The 23,567-nt window shown below is 60.0% G+C and carries 20 protein-coding genes; 7 read left to right on the plus strand and 13 right to left on the minus strand.

Annotated features, from left to right (window positions below):
* The first annotated feature begins 6 nt into the window (after nucleotides 1-6).
* The 3 genes from flgK to fliW are packed head-to-tail and all read left to right on the plus strand — an operon-like array spanning nucleotide 7 to nucleotide 3,396.
* Nucleotides 7-1,887, plus strand: a complete 1,881-nt coding sequence (gene flgK, locus HBA54_RS12745) for a flagellar hook-associated protein FlgK (RefSeq protein WP_167225102.1) — start codon at nucleotides 7-9, stop codon at nucleotides 1,885-1,887.
* 19 nt (nucleotides 1,888-1,906) lie between these two features.
* Nucleotides 1,907-2,827, plus strand: coding sequence for a flagellin (locus tag HBA54_RS12750; RefSeq protein WP_167225104.1), 921 nt, complete (start codon nucleotides 1,907-1,909; stop codon nucleotides 2,825-2,827).
* A 56-nt stretch (nucleotides 2,828-2,883) separates the two neighbouring features.
* Entirely contained in the window at nucleotides 2,884-3,396 is a 513-nt protein-coding gene (gene fliW / locus HBA54_RS12755; RefSeq protein WP_167225106.1) for a flagellar assembly protein FliW, read from the plus strand.
* Nucleotides 3,397-3,594: 198 nt separating this feature from the next.
* Here the strand turns inward: fliW and HBA54_RS12760 are convergent, their stop codons facing one another.
* The 13 genes from HBA54_RS12760 to HBA54_RS12820 all read right to left on the minus strand — a co-directional run bounded on the left by HBA54_RS12760 (nucleotide 3,595) and on the right by HBA54_RS12820 (nucleotide 18,519).
* Nucleotides 3,595-5,751, minus strand: coding sequence for a tetratricopeptide repeat protein (locus HBA54_RS12760; protein WP_167225108.1), 2,157 nt, complete (start codon nucleotides 5,749-5,751; stop codon nucleotides 3,595-3,597).
* 194 nt (nucleotides 5,752-5,945) lie between these two features.
* Nucleotides 5,946-6,416: a flagellar export chaperone FliS gene (gene fliS, locus HBA54_RS12765; RefSeq protein ID WP_167225110.1), complete on the minus strand. Its 471-nt coding sequence runs from the start codon at nucleotides 6,414-6,416 to the stop codon at nucleotides 5,946-5,948.
* 47 nt (nucleotides 6,417-6,463) lie between these two features.
* On the minus strand, nucleotides 6,464-8,182 hold the full coding sequence (gene fliD / locus HBA54_RS12770; RefSeq protein WP_167225112.1) for a flagellar filament capping protein FliD: 1,719 nt from the start codon (nucleotides 8,180-8,182) through the stop codon (nucleotides 6,464-6,466).
* An 80-nt stretch (nucleotides 8,183-8,262) separates the two neighbouring features.
* The gene (locus tag HBA54_RS12775) at nucleotides 8,263-8,655 is read right to left on the minus strand and encodes a FlaG family protein (RefSeq protein ID WP_167225114.1); all 393 of its coding nucleotides are present in this window, start codon (nucleotides 8,653-8,655) and stop codon (nucleotides 8,263-8,265) included.
* A 104-nt stretch (nucleotides 8,656-8,759) separates the two neighbouring features.
* Entirely contained in the window at nucleotides 8,760-9,602 is an 843-nt protein-coding gene (locus tag HBA54_RS12780) for a flagellin (protein ID WP_167225116.1), read from the minus strand.
* A gap of 87 nt (nucleotides 9,603-9,689) precedes the next feature.
* Nucleotides 9,690-10,550 carry a flagellin gene (locus tag HBA54_RS12785; protein WP_167225118.1) on the minus strand — a complete coding sequence of 287 codons (861 nt, stop codon included), beginning with the start codon at nucleotides 10,548-10,550 and terminating at the stop codon, nucleotides 9,690-9,692.
* Between the two features lie 99 nt (nucleotides 10,551-10,649).
* The gene (locus HBA54_RS12790; RefSeq protein ID WP_167225120.1) at nucleotides 10,650-11,492 is read right to left on the minus strand and encodes a flagellin; all 843 of its coding nucleotides are present in this window, start codon (nucleotides 11,490-11,492) and stop codon (nucleotides 10,650-10,652) included.
* Between the two features lie 99 nt (nucleotides 11,493-11,591).
* Nucleotides 11,592-12,440 (minus strand): flagellin, encoded by an 849-nt coding sequence (locus HBA54_RS12795; RefSeq protein ID WP_167225122.1) that lies wholly within the window; start codon nucleotides 12,438-12,440, stop codon nucleotides 11,592-11,594.
* 99 nt (nucleotides 12,441-12,539) lie between these two features.
* The gene (locus HBA54_RS12800; protein ID WP_167225124.1) at nucleotides 12,540-13,403 is read right to left on the minus strand and encodes a flagellin; all 864 of its coding nucleotides are present in this window, start codon (nucleotides 13,401-13,403) and stop codon (nucleotides 12,540-12,542) included.
* Nucleotides 13,404-13,490: 87 nt separating this feature from the next.
* The gene (locus HBA54_RS12805) at nucleotides 13,491-14,333 is read right to left on the minus strand and encodes a flagellin (RefSeq protein WP_167225126.1); all 843 of its coding nucleotides are present in this window, start codon (nucleotides 14,331-14,333) and stop codon (nucleotides 13,491-13,493) included.
* An 822-nt stretch (nucleotides 14,334-15,155) separates the two neighbouring features.
* Nucleotides 15,156-16,076: a flagellin gene (locus tag HBA54_RS12810; protein ID WP_322096035.1), complete on the minus strand. Its 921-nt coding sequence runs from the start codon at nucleotides 16,074-16,076 to the stop codon at nucleotides 15,156-15,158.
* A 371-nt stretch (nucleotides 16,077-16,447) separates the two neighbouring features.
* Nucleotides 16,448-17,299, minus strand: coding sequence for a flagellin (locus tag HBA54_RS12815; RefSeq protein ID WP_167225130.1), 852 nt, complete (start codon nucleotides 17,297-17,299; stop codon nucleotides 16,448-16,450).
* A 377-nt stretch (nucleotides 17,300-17,676) separates the two neighbouring features.
* Nucleotides 17,677-18,519 (minus strand): flagellin, encoded by an 843-nt coding sequence (locus tag HBA54_RS12820; protein ID WP_167225132.1) that lies wholly within the window; start codon nucleotides 18,517-18,519, stop codon nucleotides 17,677-17,679.
* Nucleotides 18,520-19,205: 686 nt separating this feature from the next.
* Between HBA54_RS12820 and fliS (HBA54_RS12825) the strand changes: the two genes are divergently transcribed.
* From fliS (HBA54_RS12825) to flgE, 4 genes are all read left to right on the plus strand, one after another.
* Nucleotides 19,206-19,661, plus strand: a complete 456-nt coding sequence (gene fliS, locus HBA54_RS12825) for a flagellar export chaperone FliS (protein WP_167225134.1) — start codon at nucleotides 19,206-19,208, stop codon at nucleotides 19,659-19,661.
* 51 nt (nucleotides 19,662-19,712) lie between these two features.
* On the plus strand, nucleotides 19,713-21,392 hold the full coding sequence (locus HBA54_RS12830) for a flagellar hook-length control protein FliK (protein WP_167225136.1): 1,680 nt from the start codon (nucleotides 19,713-19,715) through the stop codon (nucleotides 21,390-21,392).
* Nucleotides 21,393-21,410: 18 nt separating this feature from the next.
* Nucleotides 21,411-22,196, plus strand: coding sequence for a flagellar hook assembly protein FlgD (locus HBA54_RS12835; protein ID WP_167225138.1), 786 nt, complete (start codon nucleotides 21,411-21,413; stop codon nucleotides 22,194-22,196).
* Between the two features lie 101 nt (nucleotides 22,197-22,297).
* Nucleotides 22,298-23,560: a flagellar hook protein FlgE gene (gene flgE / locus HBA54_RS12840; protein ID WP_167225141.1), complete on the plus strand. Its 1,263-nt coding sequence runs from the start codon at nucleotides 22,298-22,300 to the stop codon at nucleotides 23,558-23,560.
* Nucleotides 23,561-23,567 lie beyond the last annotated feature (7 nt).

Genomic DNA, 23,567 nt, shown 5'->3' on the forward strand with positions numbered 1-23,567 from the left:
CATAACATGTCGCTCAGCATCGCCCTTTCCAACGCCCTTTCCGGGCTTCAGGTGAATCAGACCGCGTTGCAGGTCACGTCCAGCAACGTGGCGAACGTCAACACCCCGAACTATGCCCGCAAGATCCATGACCAGCAGGCGCGGATACTCAGCGGCCAGGGCGTCGGTGTCGACACCGCCCAGATTATCCGCCGGATCGACCAGTTCCTGCGCCGCGATCTGATGACCGAAACCACCGTACTGGGCAGCGCCACGGTCACATCCGATTACTACAATCGCATGCAGTCCATGTTCGGATCGCTTGGCAACAATAACGCGCTCGGCAATTCGATCACCGATCTTTCGGTCGCGATCGAGAATGTCGCCAACAGTCCGGAGGTCGCCGCCCATCGCTTCGATGCGGTCAACGAGGCGGTTGAAATGGCCCAGTACTTCAACAACATGGGCACCGACGTTCAAAAGCTCCGCGCCCAGGCAGATGCGGAGATCAGCGCCGCCGTCGACATCATCAACAGAGAGCTTGAGGTCATCTCCGACCTCAACGCGCAGATTGCCAACAACGGCGTCAAAGGACTGCCGGTAGGTGACCTTCAGGATCGCCGCGACGTCGCCGTCAAAACCATATCGGAATACATGGAGCTGCAGGAGTTTACGGATTCTTTCGGTCAGATCAGGCTTTTTACCGCCTCCGGCCGCTCGCTGGTTTCCGGCACCTCTTATGGCACCCTCTCCTACACCACCACACCCTTCATGACGGCCAACGAGGACTATCCGACCACGATCAGCGGCATCTTCCTGAACGGCGGTGCCGCGCCGCCGCCAAGCGCCGACATGACCACGGAAATCCGCGGTGGAAAACTCGAAGCGTTGATCCAAATGCGCGACCAGACCCTGCCGGCGATGACCAACCAGATCGACCAGCTTGCCGCACAGATGCGCAATGAAGTGAACCGGGTCCACAACCGCGGCGCCAATACACCTTTCGGCCTGGGTACGGGGGCCGGCGATCCGGCCGCCCTCTACGGTACCCGGGTGATCACGACGCCGGGCGATGCGCTCACCCTGGGCTCCGACGTCAACTTTGCGATTCTCGATGCGAACGGCGACTCGGTCATCCCGCCACTGACCATCCCCGCCGGGGCGACGACGCCCGATGCCATCCTCGCGGCAATCAACGGCCACCTCACCACGGCTCCGGGTTACGGCACCGCCGTCTGGAACAACGACCGCATGGAAATCAAGCTGGAGCCTGGTCATCGGCTGGCCATCCTGGACAATGGGCCGGCTGCCGATATGGGCGATGCGACGATCCAATTCGATGCCGACGGCGATGCGGCACAGGAAGATTACCTTGGTTTCTCGAATTTCTTCGGTCTGAACGACATGTTCGTGACGCCGAACCTCGTCACCGGCACCCCAGCCCTGGCCAACCAGGGAAGCCAGGTCGGTATTTCCAGCACCATCGCGGTGCGTCAATCTATCGTCGACGACCCTTCTTACCTGTCGCGCGGCAGCCTGCGCGGTACCCCGCCAGCCATGACACTGGGCGTGGGCGATAACGAGATCGCCCAGCAGCTGGCCGGTGCTTTCGGAGAAAACTTCAGCTACGCCAGTATCGCCGACGGCCCCTCGGCCACCAGCACAACCTTTTCCGGTTACGCAGGGGTTATCCTCTCCTTCAATGCATCGGCAACGGCATCAGCCGACGATGCCTTGAACTTCCAAACCTTCTTCTTTGAGGACCTGCAGGCAAAGTTCCTTTCGGAAGCCGGCGTCAATATGGACGAGGAATTGGCCAACATGACGATCTTCCAGAACGCTTACAACGCCTCGGCCCGGGTGGTTCAGGCCGTTGATGAGATGTTTGAAACACTTTTGAACCTGTGATGAGGATAGGAGGCTTCTGATGTTTCGCGTTGCAGATTTTGCGCAGTACCAGCTGACCATGTCCTATACCATGCGCACCCAGGGACAGGTGGCCGAGCGGCAGATCGAGATGGCCAGCGGTTATCGTGCTCAGCAGTATTCCGCCATCTCTTCAGATGCCAGCGAGCTGGTGAACATCGAACGCTCAGTGGCCCGATCCACACAATTCAACCGTAACATCGACCAGGCGCTGACACGGCTGGGGATCATGGAATCCTCCGTCGCGATCATGGTGCAGCGTTCCACCGAAGTTCTGGCAATCATGAGCTCGGCCATTTCCGGCGAGAACATCAATGATGTGCCGCTGCAGGAATTCTCCGCCACCTTCCTTGCAGAGATGGAATCCCTGCTCAACACCCAACACGAAGACCGCTATCTCTTCGCCGGATCGCAAACCGATGGCGCGGCCGCTGACCTGAGCGATGCGGCCTATACGCCCCAGGCCGGCCTGCCGGGCGTCTTCAACGTGGACACCGGTTACTATCAGGGCGACAACGTGACGTTGACGGTCAGAACCGACGAAACCTTCGAGACCGACTATGGCATCACGGCTGATGAGCCGGCCTTCGAAGAGATGCTGCGCGCGCTTTCCTACATGGATTATGCCGGCGCCAATCTGGACGTCACGGTCCTCGAAGAGGCCTATACGATGATGAAATCCGCCGTCGACGGGCTCAGCGACGTTCGCGGCCGTATCGGCGCCAGTTCCAAAGTGCTGGAGGCCGCCAGCGGCGGCCACGACGATTACCTGACCTACGCCGGCAACCTGGTCTCGGTTCTAGAAGAAGTGGACATCGCCGAGGTCACGACCCGCCTTGCGCGGGACGAAGTACAGCTTCAGGGCTCTTACCTGTCGCTGTCGCGGATCAGCCAGCTGAGCCTTTTAAATTACCTGAGATAGCGATTTCGTAACCAGATAGCGGCGATAATAGGGCCGTCAAGAGTAAGGAGTTAACCATGCCCCGCGAACAAATGGCAGCCAAGATGGCAGCACCAGCCGCCCCTGGAGCGATCGCCTCGGCAACGCCGTCCGAAGGGGTTAAGACAAAGACGATCGATACCCGCTTCGGGACCATCGAATTCGATCTTAATCAGGCCTTAACCTTTCCCAAAGCGATTCCGGGTTTCGTCGGCTATCAGTCTTTTGGCCTGGCGATGGTGCCCAGCGAGACGCAATCCAGCTTCATGCTGCTGCAGGCGCTGGAGCCGACCGACCTTTCCTTCATCGTGCTGCCCTACGATCCGGCCGCCGCGCTGATCGAGACCAAGGACGTCGAGGCCGCGCAGCAGCAACTGGGCATAGCCCCCGCGGACTGCGCCGTCATGCTGATCGCGACCTTCCGCAAGCTCGGCAGCAGCTTTGAGACCTCGGTGAACATGCGTGCGCCGATCTTCATCGACACGACCAACCGCCTGGCCTGGCAGCACATCATGACCAATGATCGTTACGACGTGCGCCATACTCTCTAGATCGGATGTGCGCCAAAACATGTGAATCCGATCGCCATCAAACAGTTAGAGCAGATTCACCCGGTCGATGGATCGCCTCCGGCGATTCCATCCGACCAGGATCTGCTCTAGGCGGAAACCCAACCAAGCGCAAAACCAAAAAAAGGGCCCGCTTAATGCGGGCCCTCTTTCGTTCGTCGCAACGGCACGAACCTTGGTTCAGCGGTTCGCTTCGAGCCTCGCTTCCAAAGCCCGGGCCATGCGGGCGATCAGGACCTTCCAATCCTCCGTCCAGTGACGCCGCCAGACGATGCGGTTCTTCACAGCATACTCGCCTTCCGGCGGCTGCATCGGCTGCCGGCCACCAGCCGTCATCAACCAGACCTCGACACCGACAGCATCGGCGATGCGTTCCGGTGAGGTGGAGGTTGAAATCACCATGTCGAGCTGCGAGCTGAGAGCAAAGGCGCCCTCCAGATCGTTCCTGAGATCCAGATCCGGCCAGCGGTGAACCCTGATGCCAATTTCGTCCTCGACCGCCTGCAGTTCAGCTTCACTCTGCTCATAGTGAACATTGACAAAGGTGATGCCGGGAATCCGAAGGATCGGCTCCCACATCTCGAGCTTGGTGTAGTGAATGTCGCGGTCGCGATGGCTGTACTGGCTTCGCCAGCAGACACCGATCTTCAGGCCGTCGGGTAGCTCGGCGAGCCTGGTCTTCATCTCCTCGACACGCTCGGGGTCAGGCACCAGATAAGCCTCGGCCTCCTTGCTGCGCTCCCCTATGACGAAGGCCGCCTCGATATCGTCTTCCGGGTAGTGAACTAATTCCAGCTCTTCCTGTGTAAAAGGAAAATACTGAAGCAGATTACCGGCCGACAAGTGGAGATCGCAGTCGTTCCGGTTCCAATCGTTAGCAGAATCCAGCCGTTCAGGCAGGAAAGTGGCATCCGGAAATGAACGTTTGAACAGCGAAACCAGACGTTTGTCCGCCTCGATAACCGTCGCACCGGCTTTGTCGATCACATTGCGGAAGCGCCGGGCGAAAGCAACCTCGTCACCGACGCCCTGTTCGCGCCAGACCAAAAGGCGCTTGTCGGGGATGTCCTCGCCCTGCCAACGCGGCACCTGGAATCGTCGATGTGGCAATCTCAGCTCAGCGGCCAGGCCAGCGTCAAAATGCTTCCAGGATTCCTCGAACTGGCGGTTATGCCATAGCGAACGAGCCAGCGAGAATTCCAGGCCAAGGTGCTTTGGTGCGAGCTTATGGGCCAGGCGGAACTTCTCAAGAGCCGTCTCATGTAGTCCCTGTTCCTGGTAGACAAGCCCCTGGTTGTGATGAAACTCGCCGCGCTCCGGCTCCAACTCAAGTGACTTTTCATAGGCCGCATGGGCCCTGTCGAGAACGTGGAGCAAACGTAGCGCGTTGCCGTAGTTGAAATAGCTGCTGGCAAAGCTCGGGTGGAATTCCATGGCTTTGCGAAAGCAGACCACTGCCTTCTGGTACTGATGCAAATCCATATAGACGTTGCCGAGATTGGATTGTGCGGCGCCGCTCAACTCGTCCAGATCAGCGCCCAGCTGGGCATGAACCAGAGCCTCGTCGAACCTCTTCATCTCCCGCAGGACCATTCCGAGATTGACGTGAGCCTGACCCAGCTTGGGGTCGGCGTCGATCGCCCTGCGGCAAGACCGCTCGCCGAGTTCCATTTTCCCGTTGTCGATAGCGATCTTGCTGAGATTGACCAGGGCCTCCGCGTAGTCCGGCCTGATCCCGACAGCGACGCCGTAGGCTTCGAGCGCCTCCCCGTCCTTCCCTTGCATCTTCTTGACCAGACCGAGATGGTAGAATGCGGCCGCATCCTGCGGATTCAGCTTTATCGCCATGACCAGCGCTTCAACAGCCTGGTCGAGCACACCGGCATCAATCAGTAGGACCGCCAGTTCCCGGTAAGCATCCGCATATTCCGGGTTAAGCTGCAACGCCTGGGTATAGGCGTTTGCGGCCTGATCCATCTGACCGCAACCGTGCAGGAATTTGCCATGCTGAAGATGGACCTCAGGCTCCTGCGGACCGGCCTCGACCGCCTTTCTTATCATCTTGCGCGCTTCATCGAACTTGCGGTACTCAATATAGGCTCTGCCCAGAAGTGCCATTATCACCGCATTGCCACGATCAGCGCTTAAAGCGCGTTTCAGAAAATTGATAGCTTCCTTCGGGCGCTTTGCCTTCAGCTTCTCACGCGCCGCCGCGACCATCTTATCGGTGTTGCGCAGGGGTTTGGCGCCCGCTCCTTCGCCACGGCGACCCTTTTTACCGCTTTTTTTGGATTTGGGAGATTGCCGGGCTTCTTGGGCCGCCTGCTCGTAGCTCATACTGTCCTGCTCATCAGATGCTGAAAGATGCAATCGAGCGGCGACACGACCGGGGATCGACATCGGGCCCGCTACCAGCAAGTTAAGCCATCATTTACTAAAAGAACCTTTCCAGGCGTTAACTTGATCACCGGACAGACCACCGGGAGCGAGAAAATGCCGAAAAGTGAGGCTGAAACGCCGGCCAGCCCTTTTCAGATCGAGAGCGTCAGCGAGGAGATGTCGACCGGTTTCTCGGGTTCCTGGGCCGCTTGGGCCTGGCGGGGCTTGCCGTCGGCGGAGCCGGTGCGCTGCTCGTTCTTGGCCAGTTCCGACCAGCTGGTCCGCACTTCACTCAAGGCGGTGATGATTTCGTCGCAGCCCTTGGCGGAGTTCTTCATGTTGACCTGCTGCAGGTCGCGGAAGATCGTGTGATAGAACTGATCCAGCATCAGCGACACGTCGCCGCCTTTGTCGAAATCGAGGTGCGACTGCAGCCCTACCAGGATCTTGCAGGCCTTCTGGGTGGCGTTGAAGCGGTCTTCGATCCGCCCTTCCTCGATCGCCGTCTTGGCCTCGGCCACCTCTTTGATCATCGCATCATAGAGCAGGACCACGGCCCCCAGGGAGCTGACCATCTTGGAGGCCGCCTTGTAGGCGGAAAGGGCGTTATAGGACTGCGTCAAGTTCCCGAACCTCGAACATAAACTGGGGAAGCGGCGATAGCGGCCACTTAGTCGTCGCCGGCATTCAGGAAAGCCTTCAGCTGGCTGGAGGCCGCTTCAGCAGCGGCGATCGCCCGCTCCATGGCCGCGTACTTTTCGATCAGCTTGTTCTGGAAGATCACCAGGCGCGCCTGGATCGTTTCGATCTCGTCGACAAAATCCTCGTTCTGCCCAGCCAGACGGTTGACCTCCTCGGTGATCAGACCGTTGCCCTGATTGGTATAGTCGTCAAGGCGCTGGAAGAGCCGTTCGGCGATGCCCAGGCTGGTGGAGATATCGATGTTCTGGGGGGCGGCACCTGCATCCGTGGTGTCCCGGTTGTAAGCCAGGACCATGCCTTCATAGGCCGTCCCGTCCAAACCGCGCAGCAAGCCGCCATCAACTTCGAAGGCATCGACGCCGCCGACCTGAAGGTTCGTCCCGTCGACCGCTCCGCCGGGGTCGACAATGGTGAAGTCACCGACGTTCAGCAGCTCACCGCGGGCAACCATGCGGATGTCCGGCGAGCTGGCCTGGAAGCCGAATTCGAAGACGCCGCGCACCTCATCGATTTTATCGACCAGATTGGAGTTCAACGTTCCCTCGTCGATGGTCAGCAGGCCCGCCTCGTTGATCTCGATACCGATGTTACGCAGTGTCGACAGCGCGGAGGGATCGAGCCCCCCCACCAGTTCGGCGAGGTCGGTGCCCAGGTCCCGGCCGAGGGAGCGCAGCAGGGTGTCGCCGAAGAGGATCGCCGAGGCGTCGACCTCACCCTCCTCCGAGACGACGCTTTGGGACTGCATGAAAAGTTTGACGTCGTTGTAGGATGCGACAAAGGCGTCGATCTGCGCCCGGACCCCGGAGAGATCCGCTTCGATCTCAAGAGTCACGGTGGTGATAGGATCACCAGCCCCATCGACATCCGCCTTGAAGAGATCGATAGTGACGTTGTCGATCAGATCGTCGATCTCATTGTTATCGCGTTCGATTATCGTGGCAATGCCGTCGAGCCTTAGTCGGGCAGGCTGGGCTGCCTCAAGCTCCGTAGGCGTTGTGGCGTTCAGAGCGATCAGGGTATTGGCGCCGGTGAGCTCAATATTTTTGTTGGTCTCTTCGGCAGTGAAGACAATGCGGTAGTCATTCTCCGCAATCTTCAGCGCCGAAGCGCGAACACCGGTGGTGCCGCTGACCGCATTGATGGCAAAGACCACGTCGGACGCCGTCATACCCGGGACGATATCAATGTTCGCAGTCTCTTCGGCGGTGGCGCCGGCAAGGTTGATGGTCAGGGTCTCGGTTACGTTCAGATCCGTCGTCACGTCAGCCAGGGTATCGCTGGAGATCTTGTGCGCTTCGGCGATCTGAAGGACCTCGATCTCGTAGGTGCCGGACGCGGCATTGTTCGTCGCCGTGGCGCCCAGAATATCGGTCGCCGGCGTGGTCGTGTCCGACGAGGCGAAGGCAGACTTCTGCTCGAAAATATTGTTCAGAATGCCGACGGAGCCCGGCGGATTGCGCAGGCCGTTAACCGCCGACTGCATGGTTTCCAGCAGCGCCTTGAACTCGTTGAAAGCCGCGGCGCGCGTGTCGTTCTCGGAAATCCGGTTGTTCAAGCGGTCGATTGGGATCCGCTTGACGGCCAGCGAGGCCTCGATGATGGCAGCCGTGTCCAGACCGGAAAACGAACCGGTCAGAAGTGGGGAGTTTCCTATAAAGGAAACTGTGCCTTGGGTACCTGCAACCATCAGACTCCTCCTATCCGCCCAATGCTACTGCCCCAATCGCTTAAATTTCATTAAGAATTATTGGTTATCAATGAGTTAAGTTATGCCAAAATGGTGGTCCTGGGCTTCCCCACAGCACTCGCCGGCGGGTTCCCGGCTGGGCGAAATGCCTTCTCAGGTGGAAATTCGACCAAAACATCTCCGCTCTCACGATCATACACGCGGACGATCAGACGCCCGCTCTCCTGATCGCGGTATGTGGTCAGTGCAGAGTTCGGTGCAGACTGGCGCAAAACCGCGTTCTGGATCGATGCGCCGGCGGCAGCCGATCCACTATCCTCGATAGCCGATACCGGGCCGGACACCGCTGCGGCAGCGGCAATCTTTCCCGACGCCTCGCCAGCCGCCACGCTGGGCGCCGGAACGCTGGATCGCGTCTGGCTATGGGATTGCGGCGCGACCAGCGTCGTTGACGCCAAGAGTTTCGTATCCATGGTACAAAGCCCTCCTTATGCGGGCTCGGGTTCCACCCCGGCTCAGCGGTGGGCGACGCCGGATGACGCCGCCCCCAAACTGAAAACCCAAGCTAGCTCCCGGCTTACTGGAGCACTCTCAAGAGAGACTGCGGGATCTGGTTGGCCTGCGACACGGCCGAGACCGCCGCCTGAACAAGCACCTGGTTGGAGACCAGCTTGCTCTGCTCAGCCGCTAGATCGACGTCCATGATCGCGGACTTGGCCGCATCGATGTTCTCGAGCGAGGTAGCGATCTGCTGACCGCGGAACTCGAAACGCGAAATCAACGCACCGGATGTCGCCCGCGCTTCGGAGACCGTATTGATCGCCGTGTCGATGGCCGCCATCGCCGCCGAGGCCCCTCCCGCGGTATCCACTGACACCGCAACCGCAAGAGCGGTCGACGTGAAATTAGACGTCGCCGCAAGCGTGTTGAAGTTGACGGTGATGGTGTCCGAGACATCGGTACCGACGAAGTAGTCAGCGATTGCCACACCGGCCGTACTCGAAGTGCCCAGCAGAGACTGGCCATTAAAGCGGGTGGTATCGGCAATATCGGTGATCTCGCCGACGAGCTGCTGGAACTCGGCGTCGATGAAGCCACGTTCCGTGTCCGTCGGAACGCCCGACAGAGACTGGGCCGCCAGGGCCTTCATACGCTGCAGCACGTCACCGATACGGCCGAGACCGCCGTCGGCAACCTGCACCACCGAAGCACCCTGGGAGGCGTTAATCCCCGCCTGGGTCAGGGCCGTCACATCGGCCATCAGACGGGTGCCGATGGCCAGGCCGGCGGCATCGTCAGAGGCCTTAACAATGCGGGAGCCGGAAGCCAGCTTACCCACGGAGGCCGAAGCCTCTGAAGAGTTGTTATTCAGATAACGGAGGGCCGAGTTGGCCGCCGTATTCGTAGCAACAACAGGCATAATTTTAATCCTTCTACTTGAAGTCTTGCCGCCCGCCCCTTCCTGGGGCGGGCAAAATCAACCGGCCTACTTGGCCAGAAACCTAGACTACTGAAGCACCCGCAACAGGGACTGCGGGATCTGGTTGGCCTGCGATACGGCGGAGACCGCCGCCTGAACAAGGACCTGGTTTGATACCAACTTACTTTGTTCAGCCGCCAGATCGACGTCCATGATCGCAGACTTGGCCGCATCAATGTTCTCGAGCGAGGTGGCGATCTGCTGACCGCGGAACTCAAAACGCGAAATCAACGCACCGGATGTCGCCCGGGCCTCGGAGATCGTATTGATCGCCGTGTCGATGAGGGTCATCACGTTTCCAGCAGATGCCGCAGTACCGACACCAAAAGCGCCGGCCGTAACAACCAGGCCCAATGCTGTAGCCGTAAAGTCGGCCGCAGCACCGGAAAGGGTATTCAAGTTGACGGTAATGGTGTCAGAAACATCGGTACCGACAAAATAATCGGCGATTGCCACGCCAGCCGTACTAGCACTACCCAACAACGACTGACCATTGAAACGGGTGGTATCGGCAATATCGGTAATTTCCGCCGACAACTGTTGGAACTCGGCATCGATGAAGGCACGTTCCGTATCCGTCGGAACACCCGACAGGGACTGAGCTGCCAGGGCCTTCATGCGCTGCAGCACATCGCCGATACGGCCGAGACCGCCGTCGGCAACCTGCACCACCGAAGCACCCTGGGAGGCATTGATCCCCGCCTGGGTCAGCGCCGTTACGTCGGCCATCAGACGGGTGCCGATGGCAAGGCCGGCGGCATCGTCAGAGGCCTTAACAATGCGGGAGCCGGAAGCCAGCTTACCCACGGAGGCCGAAGCCTGGGCCGAGTTATTATTCAGATAACGGAGGGCCGAGTTGGCCGCCGTATTCGTAGCAACAACAGGCATATCTCAAATCCTTCTACTTGAAGACTTGCCGCCCGCCCCTTCCTGGGGCGGGCAAAATCAACCGGCCTACTTGGCCGGCGCCTTAACCTAGTCCAATGCTTACTGGAGCACCCGCAGCAGCGACTGCGGGATCTGGTTGGCCTGCGAGACGGCGGAGACCGCCGCCTGAACAAGCACCTGGCTGGATACCAGCTTGCTCTGCTCAGCCGCCAGATCGACGTCCATGATCGCAGACTTGGCCGCATCGATGTTCTCGAGCGAGGTGGCGATCTGCTGACCGCGGAACTCGAAACGCGAGATCAACGCACCGGCCGTCGCCCGGGCCTCGGAAACCAGATCGATCGCCCGGTCAATGGCAATCATCGAGTTAGAAGCAGCACCGGCGGACGCCACGCTGCTCGTAATGCCGAGCAGAGCGGCTGTGAAGCCCGCGACACTGCCCGCCAAAGCAGAAAACGTCACCGAAATCGTGTCGGAAACGTCCGTACCGACGAAGTAGTTCGCCGTCGTCGAGGCAGCAACGCCACCATCCAGCAACGAAGCGCCGTTGAAACGGGTCGTACCAGCGATATCCGTTATTTCGAGCGCCAGCTGCTGATATTCGGCATCGATGAAGCCACGTTCCGTATCCGTCGGAACGCCGGACAGCGATTGGGCCGCCAGGGCCTTCATGCGCTGCAGCACGTCACCGACACGGCCGAGACCGCCATCGGCAACCTGCACCACCGAAGCACCCTGGGAGGCATTGATCCCCGCCTGGGTCAGCGCCGTCACGTCGGCCATCAGACGGGTGCCGATGGCCAGGCCGGCGGCATCGTCGGAAGCCTTAACAATGCGGGAGCCGGAAGCCAGCTTACCCACGGACCCGGCCGCCTGGGCCGAGTTATTATTCAGAAAACGGAGGGCCGAGTTGGCCGCCGTATTCGTAGCAACAACAGGCATATCAAAAATCCTTCTACTTGAAGTCGTTTCGTCCGCCACTGCCTGCAGCGAACAGTCTCAACCGGCCTACTTGGCCGGCGTCTTAACCTAGTCCAATGCTTACTGCAGCACCCGCAGCAGAGACTGCGGGATCTGGTTGGCCTGCGACACGGCCGAAACCGCCGCCTGAACAAGCACCTGGCTGGAGACCAGCTTGCTCTGCTCAGCCGCCAGGTCGACGTCCATGATCGCAGACTTGGCCGCATCGATGTTCTCGAGCGAGGTGGCGATCTGCTGGCCGCGGAACTCAAAACGGGAAATCAACGCACCCGCCGTCGCCCGGGCCTCGGAGACCATATCGATCGCATTGTCGATCAACGTCATTGCCGCCGCGGCCCCCGTGGCAGAAGCCACAGTGATCGCTGCGGTCGTGAAGATCGCCGTGGCCGTAAAGCCACTCACCGCAGCAGCCAGATCGGCGAAGCGTACCGAGATGGTATCGGAAACGTCCGTACCGACGAAGTAGTTCGCCGTTGTCGTCGCCGCCGCCCCACCATCCAGCAACGAAGCGCCATTGAAGCGGGTCGTACCGGCGATATCGGTAATTTCGCTTTCCAACTGCAGGAACTCGGCGTCGATGAAGGCACGTTCCGTGTCCGTCGGAACGCCCGACAGGGACTGGGCCGCCAGGGCCTTCATGCGCTGCAGCACATCGCCGATACGGCCGAGACCGCCGTCGGCAACCTGCACCACCGAAGCACCCTGGGAGGCGTTGATCCCCGCCTGGGTCAGCGCCGTCACGTCGGCCATCAGACGGGTGCCGATGGCAAGGCCGGCGGCATCGTCAGAGGCTTTAACAATGCGGGAGCCGGAAGCCAGCTTACCCACGGAGGCCGAAGCCTGGGCCGAGTTATTATTCAGATAACGGAGGGCCGAGTTGGCCGCCGTATTCGTAGCAACAACAGGCATATCAAAAATCCTTCTACTTGAAGTCTTGCCGCCCGCCCCTTCCTGGGGCGGGCAAAATCAACCGGCCTACTTGGCCGGCGCCTTAACCTAGTCCAATGCTTACTGGAGCACCCGCAACAGAGACTGCGGGATCTGGTTGGCCTGCGACACGGCGGAGACCGCCGCCTGAACAAGCACCTGGCTGGACACCAGCTTGCTCTGCTCAGCCGCCAGGTCGACGTCCATGATCGCAGACTTGGCCGCATCGATGTTCTCGAGCGAGGTGGCGATCTGCTGACCGCGGAACTCAAAACGCGAAATCAACGCACCGGATGTCGCCCGGGCCTCGGAGATCGTATTGATCGCCGTATCGATGAGCCCCATCGCGACGCCCGCCGCCGTCGCCGTCGACACAGCCGCCGGAGCCGTTGCGAAAAAGCCCAATGCCGTAGACGTGAAATCGTTCACAGCAGCGGAAAGGGTATCGAAGTCGACGGTAATGGTATCGCTCACGTCGGTACCGACAAAGTAATCGGCTGCTGCAGCAGCAGGCGCCGCGGTCGTACCGGTACCCAGAAGAGAGGCACCGTTGAAACGCGTCGTCTCGGCAATGTCCGTGACCTCGCTTTTGAGCTGCTGGAACTCGGCGTCGATGAAGGCACGTTCCGTGTTGGTCGGCACACCCGACAGAGACTGGGCCGCCAGGGCCTTCATACGCTGCAGCACATCACCGATGCGGCCGAGACCGCCGTCGGCGACCTGCACCACAGAAGAACCCTGGGAGGCGTTGATCCCCGCCTGGGTCAGGGCCGTCACGTCAGCCATCAGACGGGTGCCGATGGCCAAGCCGGCGGCGTCGTCGGAGGCCTTAACAATACGGGAGCCGGAAGCCAGCTTACCCACGGAGGCCGAAGCCTCTGAAGAGTTATTGTTCAGATAACGGAGGGCCGAGTTGGCCGCCGTATTCGTAGCAACAACAGGCATATCTCAATTCCTTCTACTTGAAGTCATTGCGTCCGCCGCTTCTTGCAGCGAACAATCCCAACCGGCCTACTTGGCCGGCGCCTTAACCTACTGCAGCACTCTCAAGAGAGACTGCGGGATCTGGTTGGCCTGCGACACGGCCGAGACCGCCGCCTGAACAAGCACCTGGCTGGAGACCAGCTTGCTCTGCTCCGCCGCCAGATCGACGTCCATGATCGCAGACTTGGCCGCATCGATGTTCTCGAGCGAGGTGGCGATCTGCTGACCGCGGAACTCAAAACGCGAAATCAACGCACCAGCCGTCGCCCGGGCTTCGGAAACCAGATCGATCGCCCGGTCAATGGCAACCATCGACGCGGAAGCCGCACCAGAGGTCCCCACGCTGCCCGTAATGCCGAGCAGAACGGCCGTGAAGCCCGCGACACTGCCCGCCAAGGCAGAGAACGTCACCGAGATGGTATCGCTGACGTCGGTACCGACGAAATAGTCCGCCTGAGTGGCAGCGGGAGTGGCGCCGTTCAGAAGCGAAGCGCCATTGAAGCGGGTCGTACCAGCGATGTCCGTTATTTCGAGCGCCAGCTGCTGATATTCGGCGTCGATGAAGGCACGTTCCGTATCCGTCGGAACGCCGGACAGCGATTGGGCCGCCAGGGCCTTCATACGCTGCAGCACGTCACCGACACGGCCGAGACCGCCATCGGCAACCTGCACCACCGAAGCACCCTGCGAGGCATTGATCCCCGCCTGGGTCAGGGCCGTCACATCAGCCATCAGACGGGTGCCGATGGCCAGGCCGGCGGCATCGTCGGAAGCCTTAACAATGCGGGAGCCGGAAGCCAGCTTACCCACGGACCCGGCCGCCTGGGCCGAGTTATTATTCAGAAAACGGAGGGCCGAGTTGGCCGCCGTATTCGTCGCAACAACAGGCATAGTTTTGTTCCTTCTACTTGAAGCGTCCCCACCACCTCCTGCGGCGGGGTACGGGAGACGCCCTACTTGGGCATCCCGGAGATCTGCGTCGGACGGAGTCCGGGCGCAAAGATCCGGCAAGCACTGAGCAAAACGGATGCCATCATTAAGACTATGACGAAAAGTTATTTATTTATAATCATTTATATATGTCAGTTGAGTAATTAAATAGATATTCTATCTGTCCAAATCGGCAATATCTACCTGATTGCTCGGCAAGATTTGCCGACCAAGGGCCACGATGCGGCAAATTCTGCCGCCTGCGGGTTCCTATTCTCACGACGGTGCCAGGGAGACCGCCAGCGATGAAAGCGACTGCCCAGCACCAAGCGCACCGCATCCGGGCCTGCGACCGGCCACTACGGTGTTCTTCAGACGACTTGGGACAGCTTATTGGCCCGGCAGAACGCCGAGCCCTGGCCCTGCACAAGGTTTTTTTTGGAGAGGATTTCAGTGTGTTGATGTCATCGCGCCAAGCAGTGATCTGCTGAGCACGGACCTCAAAACTGGAAATCAACGCACCAGATATCACCGACGCTTCGGCGAGTCAGACCGATTGTATCGGCAGACGCCCGGGGTATTGTCATCTGGAAACGGGGGTGGGGATTGAACCGGCCGCCATACCTGTCGCGACGGCGGGCCCATCGATGCCCTTGCTTGAAGACGTTCCGCCACGGAAATAGTCATGCCTGGCGCAGCCGGACTACTCGATCGACCAACAACAACAAAAAAAGGGGGCGCCGGCAAACCGGCGCCCCCCAAAAAAGGTACTTCTTATCGAATTTACTGGAGCACCCGCAACAGAGACTGCGGGATCTGGTTGGCCTGCGAGACGGCGGAAACCGCCGCCTGAACAAGGACCTGGTTTGATACCAACTTACTTTGTTCAGCCGCCAGATCGACGTCCATGATCGCAGACTTGGCCGCATTGATGTTCTCGAGCGAGGTGGAGATCTGCTGACCGCGGAACTCGAAACGGGAAATCAAAGCGCCAGCCGTGGCCCGGGACTCGGAAATCGTATTGATCGCCGTGTCGATTCGAGCCATCGCGACACCCGCCGCCGTCGCCGTCGCAACGTCCGTCACAAAAGCCGTACCAGCGCCTGCAGACCCAACGAAGCCCAATCCCCGAGACGTGAAACTGGTCGCAGAAGCGGCAAGGGTACTGAAGTCGACGGTGATGGTATCGTTCACGTCGGTACCGACAAAATAGTCGGCTGCCGGCGCGCCAGCCGTACCCAAAAGAGAGGCACCGTTGAAACGCGTCGTCTCGGCAATATCGCTGATTTCGCCCAACAACTGCTGAAACTCGGCGTCGATGAAGGCACGCTCCGTATCGGTCGGAACACCCGACAGAGACTGAGCCGACAGCGCCTTCATACGCTGCAGCACATCACCGATACGGCCGAGACCGCCGTCGGCAACCTGCACCACCGAAGCGCCCTGGGAGGCGTTGATCCCCGCCTGGGTCAAGGCCGTCACGTCGGCCATCAGACGGGCGCCAATGGCTAGGCCGGCAGCGTCGTCGGAGGCCTTAACAATGCGGGAGCCGGAAGCCAACTTGCTTACCGAGCTCGCTGCGTTGGCAGTGTTATTGTTCAGAAAACGAAGGGCGGAATTAGCCGCCGTATTTGTCGCAACAACAGGCATAGTTTTGTTCCTTCTACTTGAAGTGCCCCCACCGCCTCCTGCAGTGAGGTGCATTGTTCGTCCTACTTGGACAAACCCCTATGGCCCTACGCTGGACAGACCCAGCACAGGATGCCTGTCGCCTACTCCGCAAAACAGATGCCAGATTCCGCGCCCATAGATTGATATTGTTTTACAGCAATATGTTATCGGCACTTGCTATCAGAAAACACGAGAAATGAAATTGAAAAAGCGGCAGATTTTGCCCAGCTACCTGGGCAAAATCTGCCGCTTTTCAAGCTTAAGCGGTAGAGCCTGCCGATGCAAAACTCTTATAGCGATAATGTTTCCACTATAGCGACAACGTCATAATCTTGTCCTAGAGGTGCGATCCTGGCCACTATGACTGGGCCTTTTGACGAACGCCCCCTCGCGGAAATGCGTTGTTACTGCAGCAGTCTCAACAGTGCCTGCGGTAGCTCGTTGGCCTGGGATAGCGCCGAAACCGATGCCTGCACAAGGACCTGGGAGGAGACCAATCTACTCTGTTCCGCCGCTAGGTCGACGTCCATGATCGACGACTTTGCCGCCTCGATGTTCTCCAGGGAGGTGGCTATCTGTTGACCACGGAACTCAAACCGGGAAATCAACGCACCGGCCGTCGCCCGGGCCTCGGAAATGATGTCGATGGCCGCATCGACCACACCCATGGCTGACGCCGCCGCCGTCGCCGTCGACACAGCCGCCGGAGCCGCCGTAGCCATCAGGCCTATGGCCGTAGCGGTGAAGGCAGAGGCCGCCGCCGCCAAAGAAGAGTAGGATACGGAGATGTTGTCACCGGCTTCACTGCCGACGAAAAAGTTCTGCGGCGACTGGCCGGTTCCGTCGAGCAGCGAAGAGCCGTTGAAACGGGTGGTCTCGGCAATCGCCGTGATTTCCTGCTTCAATTGCTGGAATTCCGCATCGATGAAACCGCGCTCAGTATTCGAGGGCACGCCCGACAGGGATTGGGCCGCCAGGGCTTTCATGCGCTGCAGCACATCGCTGACGCGCGCCAGGCCGCCGTCGGCCACCTGCAGCACCGAGGCACCTTGCGCGGCGTTCACCGATGACTGGCGCAGCACCGTCACATCGGCCAGCAACCGGGTACCGACGGCCAGGCCGGCGGCATCATCTGATGCTTTCACGATACGCGAGCCGGAGGCCAGCTTGGAGACGGAAGAGCCGGACTGCATCGAATTGAAGTTCAGGAACCTCAAAGCCGAATTGGCGGCGGTATTCGTCGTTACTGTAGGCATCGTCTACTCCAATTACCTGCTAGGGCCAGTGCCCGGGAACCGGCTGCCTGCCGAAGCCCCGCACCTGCAGAATGCAATGCGCCAAGGGACATAGGGTTATGAGCACAGATCGTGCCAACTCTGGATATCGATTATTAATGTTTAAAAACAATAGCTTAAATAATTAAACCGGAACTGTTCCGTGATATCCGGTCGACAGGGGGGCAGTTCTTTCTGCCCTCCCGGAAAGCTTTGCCCAGCGGTAGGACGTTTCCTGAGCGGCACACACGCCGCCCGGTATCGCCGAAGGCGCAACAGCCTTGCCTGAGGGTGAAAAAGATCGGGGCGAGCAACCTGACCTGGTTGCCCGCCCCGTTCACCTCTGCCCAACGAGGTTATTACTGAAGTAGTCTCAAGAGCGCCTGTGGCAGCTCGTTCGCCTGGGATAGCGCCGAAACCGATGCCTGCACAAGGACCTGGGAGGAGACCAATCTACTCTGTTCCGCCGCTAGGTCGACGTCCATGATCGATGACTTTGCCGCCTCGATGTTCTCCAAAGAGGTGGCGATCTGCTGGCCGCGGAACTCAAATCGCGAAATCAAGGCACCCGCCGTGGCCCGGGATTCTGAAATAAGATCGATCGCCCGATCCACCACCGACATAGCCACCACGGCGCCAGTGGCACTCGCCACATTGACTGCAGCGGTGATCCCCAGAGCTGTCGCTACGTAGAAATCGACGCTCGCAGCCAGGGCCGAGTAGGTAACGGTAATGTTGTCACCCGCCTCGCTGCCGACGAAGAAATTCTGCTGCGTCTGACCCGACCCATCGAGCAGCGAAGAGCCGTTGAAGCGCGTGGTTTCGGCAATCGCCGTGATTTCCTCGGTCAGTTGCCCAAACTCTGCATCGATGAAACCGCGCTCAGTATCCGAGGGCACACCCGACAGGGACTGGGCCGCCAGGGCCTTCATCCGCTGCAGCACATCGCTGATACGGGCCAGACCACCGTCGGCGACCTGCAGCACCGAAGCGCCCTGGGCGGCGTTCACCGAGGACTGCCGCAGTACCGTCACGTCGGCCAGCAGCCGCGTACCGACTGCCAGGCCGGCGGCATCGTCTGACGCCTTCACGATGCGCGAGCCGGAGGCCAGCTTCGAGACCGACGATCCGGACTGCATCGAATTGAAGTTAAGGAACCGCAGCGCTGAGTTGGCGGCTGTGTTGGTTGTTACTGTAGGCATGGTCCACTCCAATATCCTGCTAGGGCAGAGGCCCGAAACCTGCTTGCCGTTTACAAGCGCTGGACCGCCAAGAGGCACGATCGCAGTCGGGCAACAGGCATTCAGCACAGATCATGCCAAATTCCCGATTCGAAATTTTTCATATATAAAACAATTATTTAAATGACACCCTTGGCATTTACGGAGCGGCAAAAACTGCGGCTGCCGGAAAAAGCTGCAGCTTCATGGAGGCAAACAATTCCCCTTTCAGGCGAGCAACCATCGCGATGGCAGAGCCAATACACCTTCGCTACGCACCTTATGAATCTCCGGTGGCCAGGCTGCCCCATCTGAAAGGCCTGTTGATCTCAGGCGTCTTTAAAGACCTCGGGGCTCGGTTCCTTACAAAGCGGCACACGGCCCTGCGGGGAAGCCGATAGCGAACCGGCGGACCCGGCAAGCTTGTCCGCCTGGCAGCAAGAACTGCAGGGTAAAATCCGTCTTCGCGCCGAGTTAGTGCGTAGAGCGCATCATTTTCTATAACAGAATCAATCACCTTGCTTGGTTTCAGCAAACTGGCCCGGGGCTTGCTTTCATCTCATCAGAATTGGATTGACCAGACGGATGTCGCTGGCCGGTCCGGCGACCGGGCCCGCCAAGAGCGCAAACCACGGCTCGCTGTTCTGGAAGCAACACGGAGAGAGATCATGCCGCTTATAGCAACTGACGCATTCCGTAGCGAAGTCGCCCGGGCGCGCCCCACGCGCCTGGTGGTGATGCTCTATGACGAAGCCATCAACGGCCTCGCTGCCGCCATCAACGCGATCAGCGATAACGAGATCGAGGAACGCTGCAATCGCATCAACGTAGTGACCGAAATTGTCGCTACCCTTCACCTTGGCCTGGATATGGACAAGGGCGGCGAGATCGCCGAGCAGCTGGGAAGCATCTATCGCTTTATTCTCGGCCAGTTGATCCGCGTTAACATCCATAGCGACTCGCAAGGCGCCGCACAGATCATCGACGTTCTGAAGCCACTGCGCGATGCCTGGGTCGAGGTGGATAAGCGTCTCGCGGAAGGCGAGGACATGTCTGCAATGGAAGCCGCCATGCTGCGACGCGTTGAGGCTGCCGGCAATCGCCTGACGATTCACGCTGCTTAGCCGCCTGGAAATCCCCACCGTCCCTTTGAACGAAAGCGTGCAGATCAAGCGATGCAAGTGAACAATCCCGACTTCTTCACACCTCCAGGCTCCGGCTCCTCGGCCCCCAGGGAGAATTCCCGTGACGGTCTCTTCGATACTTTACTGCGCGAAGAAGAGGCGCGTTACGAGAACGCACCTCCGCCCGCAAGCGAGCGCGGCGATGACTACCGGGACGACCACCGGCGGGACGACCACCGGGATGATTATCGGGCGGATGACCATCATCGGGACCGCGACCGGGATGAGCCGCCTGTCGGTCGCGATGATAGCGGCGATGACGAAGGATGGCAGGACGACGACGGGGAACCTGTGGTCGCAGCTGACGCCCCCCCGGGCGATGAGGCCGACGTTCCTGAAGGCCAAAACCAGGCCTCCCCTGGTGAGCAGCCGAAAGAACCGGCGGAACAACCCAACAGCACGGCCGATGCCGGATCCAAGACTGAGGGTGAATCGCCAGGCACCGAAGCGGGCGCTGGCAGTCAAGGTGTGGCTGGTACTGCGCCGGCCACTGACAGCACGGCAGCCCAGGCCGCCAATGTGCCCACAACCCCAGCGGTGCCGGGTGCTGCTACGAGCCAAACAATTTCCAGCGGCGTGGCGGCCTCGGCCAGTCAGACGGCGGCAACGAACGCCTCTCCGACTCAGGCTGTCACGCAAGGTGCTGCAGCGGCCGCTCAAGGGGCCGGTAACCCCACCAAGCCGGCCGCCAAGGAAAATACTGCCGAGAAGACGGCACCGCTGGCCGCTGCGAAGCAGACCGCGGCGGCACAGCCCAGCCAGCCAACAGCGCAGAACACCGGCGGTACGGCTAATACGGCGCAACCCAGTAGCACCACGGAAGACCTATCGGTCACTGTCACCAATGCCGGCCTTACCTCTCGGCCCTCGGCGGCCCTTGGGGGTGCAGCAGCCACGACTGTCCTGGCGGAAGAAGCCAAGCCTGGGACCCCTGCCCTAAACAACGGCAACCCGGCGAAGAAGAAAGCCGGTCAGCCGGGCACCCCAGCCATCGGCGCTCAATCGAACCCGAGTGCGCAGGGCGCCAAGCCGGGCCATATGACAGACTCCGCCACTTCGGGTCCAACCGCAGGCACAGACAAAACTGCCGGTGAGGTACGGGCTCCGGGGCCGCTTGGGTCCGGGGCCCCTGGTGCAACCGGCGGCAACGCCCAGATGCCCTCGACGAGCCCGGCCGCGCCCGGCTTGAGCGGTGGCTCGGTTCAGAACGCATCTTTCGCCGATAGCCTGACAACGGCGCGTGGCAGCAGTTCTTCGGCACCGGCCGAGCAGATTGCCGTGCAGGTACACAAAGCCAGCGCCGCCGGCAAGGAGCAGATCAACATCAAGCTTCACCCGGCAGAACTTGGCCGTGTCGAGGTGAAGATGGAGAACGGCACCGACGGCGTCTTGCGCGCGGTCATCTCGGCCGAGCGGTCTGAAACCCTGGATCTGCTGCAGCGCGACGCCCGCGGGCTGGAAAGAGCCCTGCAGGAAGCCGGCGTAAAAACAGATTCCGGAAGCCTCAGCTTCAATCTGAAGGGCCAGCAGCAGCCGGGTCAGGAACAATCGGGGGGACAAGCATCGGCGCAGCCGGATGGTGTCTCCGGCGAACCCGACGAATCAATGGCACCACCACCAGCGTCCGCGGCCCTGTCAGGTCATGACGGCGCACTCGATATCCGGGTTTAGGTCGGGAAGGAAAGCAACATGGAAATCGGCCAAACACGCGCACCGGTAAATGGGGTGCCCTTCATTGACGCTGAGAACGGCGGGTTGAGCAACGGCAACTCGCTTGCGGATACCTTCGATACCTTCCTGACCCTGCTGACCACCCAGCTGCAGTATCAGGATCCGCTGGACCCGATGGACGCCAACGAATTCACCTCGCAGCTCGTGGAGTTCACCGGCGTGGAGCAGTCGATTGCGACAAATGGCAAGCTGGATGAGTTGATCGCCCTGCAAGGCGCCGCCCAGCTGAACGATGCGGCGGCCTATATCGGCAAGACCGTATCGGCCGACAGCATCATCCTGATGCTTCAGGACGGCAAGTCGACCATCAACTACGAACTGGGGGCGAAAGCGGCGGAAACCAACATCCTGATCATCGATGAACTCGGAAACACCGTCCGCACGCTTGAAGGCGGCACAGAGTTCGGGTCCAACGAAATGGTCTGGGACGGCCTGGACGACGACGGTAAACCGCTGGAGGACGGTCTCTATGGCTTCCTGGTCACCGCGATCGACGCTGACGACAAACCGGTGCCGCTGGTGCAGGGAACCGCCGGCGAGGTCACCGGCGTGAAGTCGGTCAATGGTCAGGTGATCGTCGAGATCGGTGAACTGGAGATTGAACTCACCAAGATTCTATCGGTCCAGCAGACCGCGGCCGTAGAGACACCTGATGAAGAGACGCCTGATGAAGAGACGCCGGATGAAGAGACACCGGATGAAGAGACACCGGACGAGGAAACCGATCCGCCCGCCGATAGCTAGCGCGGTGCGACAAGACAGAATGAGAGATTGAGAGTCGATATTCAGGTCCGGGGCATGCCCAGCAACAGCACGACCCCGGCTGTAACCAAGGAGACGAAGTCATGAGTATCTACGGCGCAATGTTTGCCGGTGTGTCGGGCCTAGCGGCCCAGAGTAATGCCCTGGGCATGATCTCCGACAACATCGCCAACGTGAACACCGTCGGCTATAAAGGCGTGAGCGCGCGCTTTTCGACCCTGGTCACGCAGGCGGCGACCCAGACGACGCATACCCCTGGCGGCGTTTCTTCTGCACCCTATTCCTTCATCGATCGCCAGGGCCTGCTCCAGGGCTCAGCTTCCGGCACCGACCTGGCCGTCGCAGGACAAGGTTTCTTCGTCGTCAACGAGTCCGCCAACCCAGGGTTCGGCGACGACTTCTACTTCACCCGCGCTGGTTCCTTCAATCCGGATGAGAACGGCAACCTGGTGAATGCGGCGGGCTATTACCTGCAGGGCTACGACCTGCGCAACGGGACTGCGCCGCCAAGTTCCAGCACCTTCACCGGCCTTTCCACCGTGAATATTGCCAACCTTTCAGGCAGTGCCGCGGCAACGACCAACATTTCCTTGGGCCTCAACCTGCCTTCAAATGCCGCCGACGGTGACTCTCATTTTGTAACCACCCAGGTCTTCGACTCGCTGGGCAACTCCCATGACATGAACATCACCTTCACCAAGGTAACTGCCAACGAGTGGACCTGGACCGCATCGGACCCCACGCTTGACGGCGGCGCCACGTCCTCCGGCACTGCCGTGGGTAGCGGTGCCATAATCTTCGACGGTACCACTGGCTCGCCCTCGGCGTTCTCACCAGTCACGCCCACCATCACGCTTACCGGCTTCACCACCGGTGCCGGCAATGAGGTAATCACCGTCGATCTCGGCACCATCGGTTCCACGAACGGCTTGAGCCAGTTCGGCGGTAACTTCACCATCGGCAACATCGACCAGGACGGCGTGCGCTTCGGCAACTACACCGGCATAAACATCAATGATGAGGGAATCGTGACAGCCGTCTTCGATAACGGGCAGAGACAGGACATCTATCAGCTGCCCCTGGGCATGTTCCGTAATCCCAACGGGCTGCAAGCCCGCTCCGGCAACGTCTATCTGGAAACCGACCGCTCTGGCAACTTCCAGCTTAACCTTGCAGGCGCCGGCGGAGCTGGTGACATCGCCCCCGCAGCGCTGGAAGCTTCCACCGTCGATCTGGCGGAGGAGTTCACCAAGATGATCATCACCCAGCGCGCCTACTCGGCGAACACCAAGGTGATCACAACCGCGGATTCAATGCTCGAAGAGCTGATCCGTGTGAAACGATAAGTTAACA

This window comes from Pelagibius litoralis, assembly GCF_011683915.1.
GTDB classification, from domain to species: domain Bacteria; phylum Pseudomonadota; class Alphaproteobacteria; order Kiloniellales; family Kiloniellaceae; genus Pelagibius; species Pelagibius litoralis.

What these genes read in the sequence shown, in the direction of transcription:
- HBA54_RS12775 (WP_167225114.1), bottom strand. Translation starts at nt 8,655, where the DNA reads ATGGATACGAAACTCTTGGCGTCAACGACGCTGGTCGCGCCGCAATCC.
- flgK (WP_167225102.1), top strand. Translation starts at nt 7, where the DNA reads ATGTCGCTCAGCATCGCCCTTTCCAACGCCCTTTCCGGGCTTCAGGTG.
- fliS (WP_167225134.1), top strand. Translation starts at nt 19,206, where the DNA reads ATGCCGCTTATAGCAACTGACGCATTCCGTAGCGAAGTCGCCCGGGCG.
- HBA54_RS12760 (WP_167225108.1), bottom strand. Translation starts at nt 5,751, where the DNA reads ATGAGCTACGAGCAGGCGGCCCAAGAAGCCCGGCAATCTCCCAAATCC.
- flgE (WP_167225141.1), top strand. Translation starts at nt 22,298, where the DNA reads ATGAGTATCTACGGCGCAATGTTTGCCGGTGTGTCGGGCCTAGCGGCC.
- HBA54_RS12820 (WP_167225132.1), bottom strand. Translation starts at nt 18,519, where the DNA reads ATGCCTACAGTAACAACCAACACAGCCGCCAACTCAGCGCTGCGGTTC.
- HBA54_RS12785 (WP_167225118.1), bottom strand. Translation starts at nt 10,550, where the DNA reads ATGCCTGTTGTTGCTACGAATACGGCGGCCAACTCGGCCCTCCGTTAT.
- fliW (WP_167225106.1), top strand. Translation starts at nt 2,884, where the DNA reads ATGCCCCGCGAACAAATGGCAGCCAAGATGGCAGCACCAGCCGCCCCT.
- HBA54_RS12780 (WP_167225116.1), bottom strand. Translation starts at nt 9,602, where the DNA reads ATGCCTGTTGTTGCTACGAATACGGCGGCCAACTCGGCCCTCCGTTAT.
- HBA54_RS12800 (WP_167225124.1), bottom strand. Translation starts at nt 13,403, where the DNA reads ATGCCTGTTGTTGCTACGAATACGGCGGCCAACTCGGCCCTCCGTTAT.
- HBA54_RS12795 (WP_167225122.1), bottom strand. Translation starts at nt 12,440, where the DNA reads ATGCCTGTTGTTGCTACGAATACGGCGGCCAACTCGGCCCTCCGTTAT.
- HBA54_RS12805 (WP_167225126.1), bottom strand. Translation starts at nt 14,333, where the DNA reads ATGCCTGTTGTTGCGACGAATACGGCGGCCAACTCGGCCCTCCGTTTT.
- HBA54_RS12830 (WP_167225136.1), top strand. Translation starts at nt 19,713, where the DNA reads ATGCAAGTGAACAATCCCGACTTCTTCACACCTCCAGGCTCCGGCTCC.
- HBA54_RS12790 (WP_167225120.1), bottom strand. Translation starts at nt 11,492, where the DNA reads ATGCCTGTTGTTGCTACGAATACGGCGGCCAACTCGGCCCTCCGTTTT.
- HBA54_RS12815 (WP_167225130.1), bottom strand. Translation starts at nt 17,299, where the DNA reads ATGCCTACAGTAACGACGAATACCGCCGCCAATTCGGCTTTGAGGTTC.
- HBA54_RS12835 (WP_167225138.1), top strand. Translation starts at nt 21,411, where the DNA reads ATGGAAATCGGCCAAACACGCGCACCGGTAAATGGGGTGCCCTTCATT.
- HBA54_RS12750 (WP_167225104.1), top strand. Translation starts at nt 1,907, where the DNA reads ATGTTTCGCGTTGCAGATTTTGCGCAGTACCAGCTGACCATGTCCTAT.
- fliD (WP_167225112.1), bottom strand. Translation starts at nt 8,182, where the DNA reads ATGGTTGCAGGTACCCAAGGCACAGTTTCCTTTATAGGAAACTCCCCA.
- HBA54_RS12810 (WP_322096035.1), bottom strand. Translation starts at nt 16,076, where the DNA reads ATGCACCTCACTGCAGGAGGCGGTGGGGGCACTTCAAGTAGAAGGAAC.